General features: G+C 54.5%; 13 protein-coding genes. 2 read left to right on the top strand and 11 right to left on the bottom strand.

Annotated elements, in window-relative coordinates; genetic code table 11:
- Positions 1-54: 54 nt before the first annotated feature.
- Positions 55-1053 carry an ABC transporter permease gene (locus RT52_RS04345; protein WP_034815298.1) on the bottom strand — a complete coding sequence of 333 codons (999 nt, stop codon included), beginning with the start codon at positions 1051-1053 and terminating at the stop codon, positions 55-57.
- A complete protein-coding gene (locus tag RT52_RS04340) occupies positions 1046-1966 on the bottom strand; it encodes an ABC transporter ATP-binding protein (protein ID WP_034815297.1) in 921 nt (306 codons plus the stop codon). The genes RT52_RS04345 and RT52_RS04340 overlap by 8 nt, the downstream gene beginning before the upstream one ends.
- A gap of 118 nt (positions 1967-2084) precedes the next feature.
- Between RT52_RS04340 and RT52_RS04335 the strand changes: the two genes are divergently transcribed.
- Complete coding sequence (locus tag RT52_RS04335) at positions 2085-2834, top strand: GDSL-type esterase/lipase family protein (protein WP_034804789.1); 750 nt, start codon at positions 2085-2087, stop codon at positions 2832-2834.
- 20 nt (positions 2835-2854) lie between these two features.
- On the opposite strand, the gene RT52_RS04330 is transcribed toward RT52_RS04335, so the two are convergent.
- Positions 2855-3532 carry a GNAT family N-acetyltransferase gene (locus RT52_RS04330; protein ID WP_034815295.1) on the bottom strand — a complete coding sequence of 226 codons (678 nt, stop codon included), beginning with the start codon at positions 3530-3532 and terminating at the stop codon, positions 2855-2857.
- On the bottom strand, positions 3532-4644 hold the full coding sequence (locus tag RT52_RS04325; RefSeq protein WP_034804795.1) for a mandelate racemase/muconate lactonizing enzyme family protein: 1113 nt from the start codon (positions 4642-4644) through the stop codon (positions 3532-3534). The genes RT52_RS04330 and RT52_RS04325 overlap by 1 nt, the downstream gene beginning before the upstream one ends.
- Before the next feature lie 78 nt (positions 4645-4722).
- Here RT52_RS04325 and RT52_RS15965 point away from each other — a divergent pair, with 78 nt between their 5' ends.
- The gene (locus RT52_RS15965; protein ID WP_051690260.1) at positions 4723-5907 is read left to right on the top strand and encodes a hypothetical protein; all 1185 of its coding nucleotides are present in this window, start codon (positions 4723-4725) and stop codon (positions 5905-5907) included.
- A gap of 27 nt (positions 5908-5934) precedes the next feature.
- Here RT52_RS15965 and nhaC read toward each other — a convergent pair whose 3' ends face one another.
- The 7 genes from nhaC to RT52_RS04285 all read right to left on the bottom strand — a co-directional run bounded on the left by nhaC (position 5935) and on the right by RT52_RS04285 (position 13531).
- Complete coding sequence (gene nhaC / locus RT52_RS04315) at positions 5935-7335, bottom strand: Na+/H+ antiporter NhaC (protein WP_376778076.1); 1401 nt, start codon at positions 7333-7335, stop codon at positions 5935-5937.
- 146 nt (positions 7336-7481) lie between these two features.
- Positions 7482-8579 (bottom strand): amidohydrolase, encoded by a 1098-nt coding sequence (locus tag RT52_RS04310; protein ID WP_034815290.1) that lies wholly within the window; start codon positions 8577-8579, stop codon positions 7482-7484.
- 21 nt (positions 8580-8600) lie between these two features.
- A complete protein-coding gene (locus RT52_RS04305) occupies positions 8601-8945 on the bottom strand; it encodes a DoxX family protein (protein ID WP_081852651.1) in 345 nt (114 codons plus the stop codon).
- Positions 8946-9001: 56 nt separating this feature from the next.
- Positions 9002-10255 (bottom strand): S1C family serine protease, encoded by a 1254-nt coding sequence (locus RT52_RS04300; protein ID WP_081852650.1) that lies wholly within the window; start codon positions 10253-10255, stop codon positions 9002-9004.
- 120 nt (positions 10256-10375) lie between these two features.
- On the bottom strand, positions 10376-11194 hold the full coding sequence (locus tag RT52_RS04295) for a fumarylacetoacetate hydrolase family protein (protein ID WP_034815288.1): 819 nt from the start codon (positions 11192-11194) through the stop codon (positions 10376-10378).
- 53 nt (positions 11195-11247) lie between these two features.
- Positions 11248-11703 (bottom strand): anaerobic ribonucleoside-triphosphate reductase activating protein, encoded by a 456-nt coding sequence (gene nrdG / locus RT52_RS04290; protein WP_034815286.1) that lies wholly within the window; start codon positions 11701-11703, stop codon positions 11248-11250.
- Positions 11681-13531, bottom strand: coding sequence for an anaerobic ribonucleoside triphosphate reductase (locus RT52_RS04285; protein WP_081852649.1), 1851 nt, complete (start codon positions 13529-13531; stop codon positions 11681-11683). The genes nrdG and RT52_RS04285 overlap by 23 nt, the downstream gene beginning before the upstream one ends.
- Positions 13532-13693: the final 162 nt, after the last annotated feature.

The following is a 13693-nucleotide window of genomic DNA, read 5'->3' as shown; positions in this document are numbered from 1 at the left end:
ACAGCGCCTTTCTCACTGTATAAAAAAACGTCACCCGTAACGGGCGACGTCGAATCAATATACATCTTTTTGCGTGAAATGGTAAAACGCGTAAGCGAGTGCCGCCAGTGACCAGAGCGTGATCACGATAAGCGAGAACGGTAACGTCATCCCATCGATCGGTGGCGCTTGACCTTCGAGATAGGTATGAAGACCGAAGTTGACGTTGACGAGGTACTTCGAACTGTCCCAGTTCGAACCGAGCGACGTCAAAAGCGGACCCGAGATGAGGACGGCCATCATGATGCCAATCCCGGTCGCCGTGTTTTTGACGATGACCGACACCATGAGTGCGATCGTCCCGACCGCGGCGACGACGAACCAGGCGAGGCCGACGGACATGAGTAGATATTGCCACATCGGCAGCGTATGGACGAAGTCGGTCGAGAACGTACCGGTCGGCGAGGCTTGGAATCCGGTCAGTATCGGCGCGGTCCAACCGTCCCAGCCGAGCACGATACCGGAAATCGCATAACTGACGAGCGCCGTGATGAAGATGAGGAGCGACGTATACAGAAGCGTCGTCATCCATTTTGCAAGCAGGATCTTGAAGCGCCGGACCGGTCGCGACAAGAGCGTCTTAATCGTCCCGTCGTTATGCTCGCCGCTGACGATATCGGCCATCAAGACGATGATGAAGAGCGGCAGGACGAGCGTCGTCCCTTGGGAGAAGAAGACGCGCATGAACGTCGGTGCCCCCGGGTAACTCGGGTTAATGTCGTTATCTAAGTAATATTGGTTCTGTTGCACCCGAAATTCGAGGATTTGCCGGAACTCGTCTTGGACGTTCGCCGAGGCGAGCCGGTTTTGCGTGTCGATAATCTCTTGCTGCAAATCGACGCGCCAATCAATCGTTCCCTGTTCTTCCCGCTGCTTCTCGATCTGTCGATAGTTCGCATACGTGAACATCGAGACGAGGACGACGAGAATCGTCGAGACGACCAGCAACCGTCGTTTGCGATGAATCTTTAACACTTCGTTTCGAATCAATCCGATGATTGAAGGATTAGACAATGTGGTCACCCCCGGTCAACGAAATAAACAACTCTTCGAGCGTTTGGACGCGTCGCTCTAGACCGGAGACCGCGACGTTGCGCTCGAGTAAATAGCGGTTCAAGTCGGCGGTGTCCTCCAAGTTCATCGAGACGCGAATCGTTCGTTCATCGATGACGTCGGCTTGGGTCACCGACTCGAATCCGCGCACAATCGGGAGCGCCTCGAAGCTGTCCGGCACATGAACGTCGACCGTCGAGGCGAGCTCGTTGATCAAGTCCCCGACCGTGCCGACTTTGACGATTTTGCCGCGAGACATGATGGCGACGCGGTCGGCGAGCAGTTCGATTTCCGCTAGAATGTGGCTCGAGACGAGCACGCTTAAGCCCGTCTCTTCGACGAGTCGGCGGATGAAAAGGCGCAAGTCCCGAATCCCCATCGGGTCGAGTCCGTTCGTCGGCTCATCTAAGATCAAGACGCGCGGGTTGTTGAGGAGCGCTTGGGCGATCCCGAGCCGTTGCCGCATCCCGAGCGAGTACGTCTTCACTTTGTCATCGATTCGTGCCGTCAAATCGACGAGGTCAATCACTTCTTGGATTCTCGCCTCAGTCACATCCGGCAACATGCGGGCGAACACTTCCAAGTTTTCACGACCACTTAAAAACTTGTACAGTTCTGGGTTTTCGACAATCGCCCCGATTTGGTTCATCGCTTGGACGAATTCTCGTTCGACGTTATAGCCGCAGATCGAGACGGTCCCGTTCGTCGGTTTGATTAAACCTACAATCATCCGAATCGTCGTCGTCTTCCCGGCCCCGTTCGGACCGAGGAAGCCGAACACTTCACCCGGGAACACGTCGAACGACATATTGTCGATAATCGTCTTTTTCCCAATCACTTTTGTCAATTGATCAATCTTCAATGTTGGTTGCATCGTCTCACCTCTTTTCCATTCTAGCGGAGACGATGCCAGTCTGTCCTATTCGAACATTCACATAGGGCACGTTCACGTTTTTTTGATATGATGAGAACAACGAAAGTGAGGTCATCAGATGAAAAACCGAAAGTGGTACGCGTTTTTAATCGGCTCGATTTTTCTAACAGGAACGGCTCTATACGGCCTATGGATCGGTTATCAAGATATCGTTCATCCGCCAGAACGGACGCTCTCGGTCAACGAGGATGCCCGCCCTGCACCAGAAGGTGACGTGTTCGTCGCCCTCGGTGACTCGCTCACACGCGGTGTCGGCTCGACGTCGGGCGCAGGATACGTGCAACCCGTCAGCCGGGCATTACAAGAAGACGGGATCCGGTCACAGAACCTAGCCGTCTCGGGAGCTCGCACCGAGGACTTACTCGCTCAGCTCGAGCAGCCCGAAGTACGACGGACAATCGAGAACGCTCGATACATCACCTTGACGATCGGTGGAAACGACTTGTTCAACCGCGGCGAGAACGTCGATAATTTCGACTCGGTCGACATCACCCAAGTCGTTGCCGATGCGAAGACGAACTTGAATACGATTTTCACCGAAATCCGCAACCTGAACGATTCCGCTCAAATCATTTACATCGCGCTATACAATCCGTTCCAAGACAATGAGAACGGGGAAGCGTTCAATCAACTCATCCTCGATTGGAATGCGTCGGCCGCACAGTTCGCGAACGCGCAACGCATCGACGTCATCGACCCGTTCGCCTACGTTTCCGACGTGTCACGGGACCTTGCGACCGATCAATTCCATCCGAGCGACCGGACGTATGAGAAGTTCGCGGACGATGTCTTGTTCCTACTCGATTGAAACAAGCCTGATCATGACGATCAGGCTTGTTTTTCGTAGTCGATATACCATGTCCCATCTATTTCACGCATACCCGTCCCATACCAGCCGTCCTGTAACAGACGCACTTGTCGCGCCGTGTCAGCCATCTCGACGGACGTGACGAGTCCATCCCCATGCCAACCGGTGTGTAGCTCTCTCATGAAGATGTAGCGCCATTTGCCCCCGTATTTCGGCTTCAGCGCGCCAATCCGAAGTCCAAGGGCGAACTTATCTTTCAAGCTCGGAATATTGAACGGGGCGACCGTCGCACAGACGAGGTCGAATCGGACGTCTTGGCTAAACGCCTCCATCAAGAGGTGGCCGAGATGTTGTTGCAGTCGATAACCCCGAAACGACGGATGGACGTTCGTCACTTCCTGATAGATGATGCGCTCGAGTGAGTGTTCCGGGTACCCGATGTCCCGGCCGAGATGCTCTGCATCGATTGGCGGGATGAGGAGCGCGCGAAACGCGATTAAATCTTCGTCCCGATATGCCCCGATGATGGTTCGGTCTGCCAACAGTTTTTGAAACTCGCCAGTCGTGAGCGCTTGATAGTGAGCGGACTCGGTCAATTCATCAATGACCGCTCGTTGGACGGACTCGATGGCGGGTAAATCCTGTTCCGTCAAATGGCGAACGTGTAACGTGAGACCGTTCCAAACCCCAGACCACATCAGCCCGTCACCTCATACCGCGCCGTCGCCAACTGCTCGAGGACGGCCTCATCGACTTCGATCCCAAGTCCGGGCTGTTCGTTCAAGCGGATGAACGGCAAATCGTACTGCAAGTTCCCGACATCTTGTGCGAACCGGAGCGGGCCCGTCAATTCGACGGAACGTACGATTTTACTTGAGAAGGCGACATGGAAGCCCGCACTCGATGCGATGGACGACTCGACCATCGACCCGATTTGACACTCGATTCCTGACATTTCCGCGATATGGACGAGCTTTTTCGCCGGATAGATCCCACCGCACTTCATCAGTTTGATGTTCACTTTGTGTGCCGCCTGCATGAGCGTCAACCGGCGCATCTCAGGCATGCCGCGCACTCCTTCATCAATCATGATCGGGACGACACTCTTCGCTTTCACTTCGGCCATCCCCTCGAAATCGTCGGCCCGAACCGGCTGTTCGATCCAGTCGAGCGCATACGGGATGAGCTGCTGCATCGCCTGTAGCGTCTTCCCGGCATTCTCCCAGCCTTGGTTCACGTCGACGCGAATCGGGACGTCCGGTCCGACCGCGCGTCGGACCGCGGCGACGCGCGCGACGTCAGAGGCGACGTCGACCCCGACTTTCATCTTGATGGACGTGTAACCGGCATCGAGTTGCTGCTTCGCTTCCTCGGCCATCGCATCCGGGTCACCGATACTGAGGACATGCGTCACGGGGAAGGCGTCATGATAACGCCCACCGATCAAGTCGTATACCGGAAGACCAAGCTTCTTCCCGACGAGGTCGTGGCACGCGATGTCGAGTGCCGCTTTCGCGGCGGGCACGTCCCGGATGGACCGGTCCATCACATCGTGAATCCGTTCCATATGCATCGGGTTCTCCCCAATCAACTGTGGTCCGAGCAAGCGATGGATGATTGAAATCGTGCTCTCTAGCGACTCACCGGTAACATGCTCATCGGCGACCGCTTCGCCGTATCCGACATGACCGCAAGCACTCGTTAATTTGACGATGACGGACGGCATATCCTCATAGCGGTGATAGCTGACGACGAATGGGACTTTTAGTGGGAAACGGACGGCAAACACTTCAATCTTCTCAATTTTCATACATAAGCTCCTTTACTTCTGTCGTATCGTTAGTTATATTGTCGTTAAATAGTCGTTAAATTGCAAGGAGGAGTTTTCATGGCCATCCATCTCGCGCTCGTCGGGTCCGACACGTTCGTCTCGACCGTCATGCGCGCCGTCTCGTTCGATGACGTCCGGTTCAGTCCGTTCATCTATCACCATCCGAAAGAAGCGGCCACCATCGCACAACAGCTCGGATCGTTCGACGCCGTCTTCTTCTCCGGTTCGTTCCCGTATGCATACGCCCTTCCCTATTTGAAGGAAACACTCGCGCATCACGTCGTCCAAGACGAGACGGTGCTTTTGACGACACTTTTACATGCGAGCGTTACGCAGCACGTCCCGCTCGATCGCTTGACGATGGATGTGAACGATCCGGAACGATTGGCGTCAATCTTCGCCTCTTTACCGGACATGGCTCGACCGGGCGTCATGAAAATCGATCCCGACGTCTCCTTTACGGACGTGTTCACGTTTCATGCGTCGAAGCAACCTCATGACGCCTCGCTTGCCGTGACGAGCATCGAGCGCGTCCATCACGAGATGCTTGATGCCGGATATAACAGCCAGCTCATGATCGAACCGACGCGTACGATTGTCGTTCACGTTGAAAAGCTGATCGAGCGGGTCCGGCACGCCCAGGCCGATGCGGCCCAATTCGCCGTCGTGCTCTATGCCTCGACGACGCGTGGGCTTCAGACCTACCTTGCTGCGTTGCCACATCACGGTCATGTCGAGGTCCATTCCGACACGACCTCACTGCTCACCACAAAAGGTGTGATTGAACGGGCGTTACAAATCGAGACACTCGCCCCTTCCGATGAGGAGACAAAAATCGGAATCGGGTATGGGCCTGACTATCAGACGGCCCATGATCACGCGACAATCGCCCTCTCAGCCTCGACGCATCACCCGATCCGAATCATCGACGCGTCGAAAAAGTTGTCGTTCCCCGGAACAGACGAAACAATCGCGTACCGCGTGACAGAAGACCGGGCGTTCGACTTGATGAAACGACTCGGAATCAGTCCGGCGAACGTGAGTAAAATTATCGGCTTCGCCAAACAGACACATGAGTTTACCGCCAAAGAGATGACCGCTTACCTTCACGTGTCGCGCCGGACGACGGAACGGCTCATCAAAAAGCTGTTTGATGCCGGCTACGTCGAGGTGATTGGCGAAGAGATGAGTTATGCGCAAGGAAGGCCTCGTTCCGTTTATAAATTCAAGCTGCCAACGTAAAGGACGCGTCAGACGACGCGTCCTTGTTTATTGCGCTTGTCGCTGATCATCCGGTGGGACAGTCTGTAACACATGGAGCTTCGCGATTGTGAAGCCAGTAAACGCATAGATGACCGAGATGACTGGGACGATGAAGTTCAACACAGCGTATGGCGCGTATTCGAACGCCCCGACGCCGAGCGTTCCGAGGATGAACACGCCACATGTGTTCCATGGGATAAAGACGGACGTGAGCGTCCCCCCGTCCTCGAGCGCACGCGACAAGTTCTTCGATTGAAGCCCCATCTTCTCATAAGCACCGGCGAACATGCGAGCCGGTACGACAATCGATATGTATTGCTCGGAACATGTGGCATTCGTCGCGAACCCTGCCAAAATCGTCGACGCAATCATCGAACCGGCCGTCTTCGCAAGCTTCACGATTTGATTCATAATCGACTGGAGCATACCCGAATATTCCAAGATTCCGCCGAACGTCATCGCGACAATCGTCATCGACACGGTATACATCATCGCGTCTAACCCGCCTCGACTGAACAAGTTGTCGACGAGTTCGTTCCCCGTATTGATGACGTATCCGCTCTGCAACGCCCCGACACTGTCCGCGAGCGTCCCGCCTTGAATGACATATTGAGCGAGAAACCCGAGCGCGATCCCGACGACGAGGGCCGGAATCGCCGGCACTTTTTTCGCAACGAGTACAATGACCGCGAGCGGGATCAACAAGAGCCATGGTGAAATGAAGAAGCTGTCTTGCAAGATCGCGAGCGTCTGAGTGATGTCTGATGAATCGGTCCCCGACTCGCTAAACCGTCTGCCGAGCCAAAAGTAGACACCGAGCGCGATGAACAGGCCCGGAACCGTCGTATAGAGCATATGACGGATGTGTTCGAACAAGTTTGTATGCGTCAAGCCGGCAGCCAAGTTCGTCGTATCCGACAGCGGTGACATTTTATCCCCGAAATAGGCACCGGAAATGACCGCCCCCGCGACCATCGCTGCCGGAATCCCCATGCTGAGTCCAATCCCCATGCCAGCGACACCAATCGTCCCCATCGTCGACCATGAGCTTCCAATTGATAATGCGACGACCGCACAAATCAAACAGATTGTGACGAGAAAATAAGCCGGCGAGATAATCGTCAAGCCGTAATAAATCATCGTCGCGACGATGCCACCCCCAATCCATGCCCCAATCGTCAAACCGACGAGAATGATGATGACGACCGCCGGCAAGGCGAGCCGGATCCCTTTGTACATCATCTCTTCAATCTCTTTCCACTTAAAGCCATGCTTGTAGGCGACCATCGATGCCACCGCCGTCCCGATGATGAGCGGGATATGTGGTCCTTGCTCGAGCAATACAATCGCCACGAGCATGACCCCGATCATGACAAGTAGCGGCAAGAGCGCCCATCCGAGTTTCATTTCTTGCTTGTTCCCCTGTTCCATCAAATTTCCTCCCCGTTAGCGAATAATTCAGAATTGTCGTTATATTGTCGCTAATAGGATTATGATAACGCTTACATTAGACGTTGGCAATAACAAAAAGACGAAAGCGATTCGCTTCCGTCTCATTTTTCCGTGGCAGCCCGGCGCAACGTATCCGCTAACAAGACTGCCCCTTCCTGTAGAACCGACCGATCGAACGTCATGTGCGGATGATGCAACCCCGGCGTCAAGTTGGCGCCGATGCCAATCATCGTTGCGTCGAGTTCCGGTTTTTTCACCGTATAAAAATGAAAATCATCACTCCCTGACGTCACGATCCGTTCGACGAGCGCCTCTTTTCCGTACCGACTCGTGATCGCATCCGTCGCATGCCGGCTCGAGCGTTTGCCGACGACGGCTCCAGGTGTGAAGTCTTGCCACTCCCACTCGAGCGTCACCCCGTGAAGCGATTCAATCTGATGCAGCATTGTCTCGACCCGGTCACGCAAGGCGAGCAATTCCTCGTTCGATTGGGCCCGTACGTCAATCGAGAACGTGGCGTTCCCAGGGATGATGTTCACGTTGTCGCTGCCGGCCTGCACCCCGGTCAACTTCACAGAATGAGGTTCGAACGGCGACAGATAGATGTTTTTCAACTGTTGATGAATCGTGAACATGACGTCGAGCGCGTTTTGTCCTTGGTGCGGACGTGCCCCGTGCGCATCGTCGCCGATGACCTTGCCTCTTAAAAAGATGGCGGCCCCGTGTTGAATCGTCGCCGCGAACTGACCGAGCGCGAGCTCCTCGATTGGACGCAGATGGATCCCGTATAGTTCCGTCACATCGATCAAGGCGCCTTTCTCAATCATCGCGAGCGAACCGTTGCCTTGCTCTTCTGCCGGTTGGAAGATAAAGCGGACCCGTTTTTGTAACGGCTCATCTTTCAAAAGATCGAGCGCGCCGAGCACCATGCTCATGTTCGCGTCGTGACCACACGAATGGTTTGCCTGAAACGTCCCATCGACTTGTTGCCATAACGCATCGATATCGGCCCGGACGGCGATGACGTCTTCGCCGTCCCCAATCTCTGCCAACACGCCCGTGACGTCATCGAACGTCTCGTGCGATACGCCGAGCGAGGTCAAGATCGTTGCAATCGTCTTCGTCGTCTCGACTTCTTTCCAGCTCACTTCCGGATGCGTGTGAAAGTGGTCGAACCACGTCAATACGTTCGTAGCCATGACTTTCCCCCTCCGTATGTACTAAATTTTTTTAATTCCTTTAATGAGCACCCATTGCAGCGGTAAACGGAGCCACGTTACCCAGTTCGGGATCGTCTTTCCGCCGATTCGCGACGGTTTCAGCGCCATGTTGATGTTCGCCGGGAAGACGGCGAGCAAGAAGGCCGGTCCCGTCCGCTTGACGAACCGTGTGCCCCGATTCAGCAGCAGCAACGTCCCGTACACAATCTCGATCACGCCGCTCACTTGGACCATGAACCGTTTGAACGGCCAAGCCTTCGGGATGATGGACATGAAGGCACGCTCGTTGACGAAATGCATGACGCCGGCGCCTAAAAATAATATGCCATAGAAGATACGAAGCAAATGAATCCCTCCTTTTTTCTAAGCATATCAAAAAAGGCGGGCAAGATGCCCACCTTTTAGAGTGCTGAACCGTTCGCATTTTGAATCTCGACGTCCACCGTCTCGGTCTGACCGTCACGAATGTACTCGATTGACACCGTCCCGTCCGTATCGCGAACGAGTTCGCTCCGGAGGTCGATGAACGACGAGACGTCCTGGTCGTTGATTTTGACGATGACGTCACGGGCTTGAAGTCCGGCTCGTGCTGCTGAACTGTTCGCCTGCACATCGATGATAATCGTCCCGTTCGTCACCGATTCCGGTAAGTTGATCTGTTCGGTCAAGTATCCAGGCGGAAACTCCGACACGTCGCGGAGCGAGACCCCGAGCGACGGATGGTTCACCTCGCCCGTCTGCTCGATTTGGTTGATGAGCGGCAAGGCGATATCGATTGGAATCGAGAAGCCGACCCCTTCCACGGCATCTGTCGCGATTTTCATCGAGTTGATGCCAATCAATTGACCCGCCTCATTGATGAGGGCGCCGCCTGAGTTACCAGGGTTGATGGCCGCATCGGTCTGAATGACCTCGGCGTTGAAATCGGCTTGTCCGTTCTCATCCGTGTCGACCGGTACAAGTCGGGACGTCGACGAGACGACACCACGCGTCACCGAGTTTTCGAACTGACCGAGTGGGTTGCCGATGGCGATGACGGTCTGTCCTGGCTTCAACTCGCCGGACTTACCGATATTGATGACGGCTGGCACGTCGGCCGCATCGACTTTCAAGACGGCCAAGTCATACGTCGCATCGCTGCCCATGAGCGTCGCATCCGCCGTCTTCCCATCGTTAAACGTGACCGTCAATCGGTCAGCCCCGTTGACGACGTGATGGTTCGTGACGATATATGCAGCGTCGCCTTCTTTTTTATAGATGACCCCAGAGCCGACACCGGCCTCGACCGACTGGCTCGAGAAACCTTGCGTCGCGAAATTGTTCACGGTCACGACGGCCGGTTGCGCGGCAGCGACGGCATCCGTCACCGACGTGTCCCCGACGTTCGAGGACGTCTGAAGCGGTGTCCCTTCCGAGGTGACGGCCGTATCGTTCACGTTCGACACCGGTTGGTCGAGAAACGGGAACGCGACCGCCCCGGTCACGAGCGCCCCGATGACCCCTCCGACAAATCCCGGGAACATCCGTCCGAGGAAGGACGGTCTCGCCGGCCGTTCCACTCGCGGTGGTTCGGGCGAACGTGTCGATGACCCGATTTCCGTGTCGAGCCATTCGTCGCGTCGTTTATCTTCAGGTGTGTGATCATTTCGTTCCATATTGATTCATCTCCTCAATGATGTTTCCTCTAATCTCTATGTTGATTATAATCGGAACCAATCCGCTCATCGAGAATTGACGGAGCGTTTACAAGATTCTTCACAATTTGCGTCAATATGTTAGACGATGATATTTCGTAGCGAACCAATCCCCGAGATGGATACCTCGACCGTGTCGCCTGTCTGTAAATAGACAGGTGGTTTCATCCCATGGCCGACACCAGCAGGCGTTCCGGTCGCGATGATGTCCCCGGCTTCGAGCGTCATTCCTTTTGACAGCGTCCGAATCAATTCTTCAATCGGCCGAATCATGTCGGCGGTCGTGCCGGCTTGTCGAAGTTCCCCGTTTACGGTCGTCTCGATCGTGAGCGGGAATGAGAGCTCGTCCGGTGTGACGACGTAAGGGCCAATCGGACAGAACGTATCAAACGACTTGCCGCGGAAGAATTGGACGTGTTGTTTTTGCACGTCTCGCGCCGTAATGTCGTTTAAGACCGTGTAGCCGAAGATGTGTTCCTCGACGTGTTCGATATCGCGGCCCGACTTGCCGATAATGACGGCAAGCTCCCCTTCATAATCGAGCTGGTCGGTCAGCTCCGGATGTCGTTCGACGACCGCGTCTGGACCGACGACCGATGTCGGCGCCTTCGTGAAGATGACGAGCTTCCCGGCCCCTGCCGTGTCCATCTCTTTCACGTGTTCTTCGTAATTCTTTCCGATACAGATGACGTTTTTGAGCGGACGGTACGGTGCGAGCAGTTTGACCGATTCGAGCGGATAGCGCGGTGCGACGTCTAGGTCGACGTCTGGCTCGAACTCACGGGCGATGACTTCTAACAATGCGTTCGTATGTAATTGATTACTGACGTCATACACGTTCGTCCCTTCGACGATCCCAATCGCTACTTCCCCGTCACGTTCATATGTACACCATTTCATGTAAATTCCCCCTTTTTTATGAGTATACAAAAAATCGAGGCGATTCGCCCCGATCACACTTTGTTCAAAAAAATGATGCGCTGATTGCGCGAACCCCGGAATCGGAGCGACCTGTCCTTTAGGGACTCGATGAATTTCCCGTCGACGAGCACGTCGGCTTGATTGAGCACGTCCGTCACGTGTTCGTCATTCATCTGTTCAAGTAACTCAAGCGTATACCCGGTATAAACCCAAACGTTTTTTGCCAATCGCTTGCAGCCCCGAACGAGAGCCGCCAACTCTTTCGGTTGCATAAACGGTTCACCGCCTGAAACGGTAACCCCGTCCCACCCAGACACTTGGATCTGTTCTAGAAGTGTCTCAACTGACACCTCTTCCCCGCCGGCTGGATTCCATGACTCCGGGTTGTGACAGCCTCGGCAGTGATGCGGGCAGCCCGCTGTAAAGACGACGGTACGGATTCCCGGCCCGTCGACGACCGAATCTTCAATGACGGATAGGACGCGCATCATGTTTCACCCTCGCTCGTTCTTCTTCCCGTTTTGCCGAGTTCCATCGATCCATTGTGCCGACCAAATATCCTGTGATACGGCGAATACGCTCAATTTGCTCGGACTCCCCGCAAGTCGGGCATGCTTCATCAATGATGCCTTCAAGTCCGCAATTCCCACAACGATCGACCGGGTGATTGATCGACCCATAGCCAATGTCATGTTTACGCATCAGTCTAACGATTGCCTCGACGGCTTCCGAATTATGGGCAAGGGAACCATCGACTTCGACATACGTGATATGGCCAGCGTCACAAAGGGCATGGTAAGGCGCCTCAATTCTAATTTTTTCACGAATCGAGACATCTTTATAGACTGGCACGTGGAACGAGTTCGTGTAGAACGCGCGGTCGGTCACGCCTTCAATCATCCCGAACGCTTCCTGATCTTTCACGACGAACTTGCCGGACAACCCTTCCGCCGGGGTCGCAAGGAGCGAGAAGTTTAGATCATATCGGTCGGCCGCTTCTTTCACCCGCTCGGCTAGATGCGTCACGATCTCTAGGCCAAGTCGTTCAGCTTCTCGCGACTCGGCATGGGTCGACCCCAATAGAACCTGTAACGTCTCGGCCAGCCCGATAAAACCGACCGAGAGTGTACCTTGCTTCAATACGTCGCGGACCTCGTCATCCGGAGCGAGCGTCTCGCCGCCACGCCAAACATGTTGTGCGTAAAGGAAACGGAATTCATCGGCTCGGCGTTTGCACTGGTATTCGAACCGGTCGCGTAATTGCTCGATTGCGATGTCGAAATAGTCGTTGAGCATACGATAGAACGCTTTGATGTCAGATGAAACGAGGGCCATCTTTACCAAGTTCAGTGTCGAAAATGACAAGTTTCCCCGTCCAATCGACGTCTCAGCGCCGTGCCGATTGCCCATCACGCGTGTCCGGCAACCCATATAGGCGACCTCGGACTCCGGCGTACCGTCATTGTATTGCGCGTTGAACGGGGCGTCGATGAAGGAAAAGTTCGGGAACAGCCGCTTCCCTGTCACTCGACAAGCGAGTTTGAACAAGTCGATGTTTGGGTCTCCCTCATGGAAGTTGACGCCTTCTTTTACTTTAAAAATTTGAATCGGGAAGATCGGTGTCTCGCCATTCCCGAGACCGCGTTCGGTCGCGCGTAACAGTTCCCGAATAAAAATTCGGCCCCATCGTGACGTATCCGTCCCATAGTTAATGGAAACGAACGGAACTTGCCCACCGCCACGGGAATGCATCGAGTTGGCGTTGTGGATGAACGCCTCGCACGCTTGATACGTCGCCGTAATCGTCTCTTCTTCCGCAATCGTACGCATCTCGGTGTCCGTCAACTCGACCGGGAGATGACGGAGTCGTTCGAGGTGACGTTCATACGTCTTCTCCACATAGGGAGCTAAATCAACGTCAAACATTGGGAACGCCTGTCCTCCGTGCTGCATGTTCTGGTTCGCCTGAAGGATAATCGAGGCGAGTGCCATCGCCGACCGGATGTCTTTCGGGGGCCGAATCGTCCCATGTCCGGTGTGAAAGCCGTTCATTAGCAAGTCACCGAGCGGAATTTGGCAACACGTCGTTGAGCCCGTCACGTAATAGTCTGCATCGTGAATGTATAAAAAATTATCGGCGACCGCACGTCGCGAGCGTTCGGACAACAAGTACGTCGTCGCGAGTTCTTTTGACACTTCCGAGGACAAGCGAGCCAGCTTCCCGAGCGGCGACTTGCCGTCCACGTTCGCGTTTTCTTGGACCAAATCCTGGTCAGGGAGGACACAGACATCTTCATACAATCGAATTAAATTCACTTTGCAACACCTCACTATATATTGAATCCATTCGCTGTAAACAGCGAACCAATCATCTATATATAGATTATGTCACGTTCGCAGGCATTTATGCGGGACGACTTTGTGACATCTTTATAGGGCAAACATGACAAAAAACAGCCGAACCCTAGGCAGGGACTC

Source organism: Exiguobacterium alkaliphilum 12/1, from assembly GCF_000714435.1.
In the GTDB taxonomy this organism is placed as follows: domain Bacteria; phylum Bacillota; class Bacilli; order Exiguobacteriales; family Exiguobacteriaceae; genus Exiguobacterium; species Exiguobacterium alkaliphilum.
Note: the sequence above shows the minus strand (reverse complement) of the source record. Positions and strands in the feature narration are given on the sequence as shown.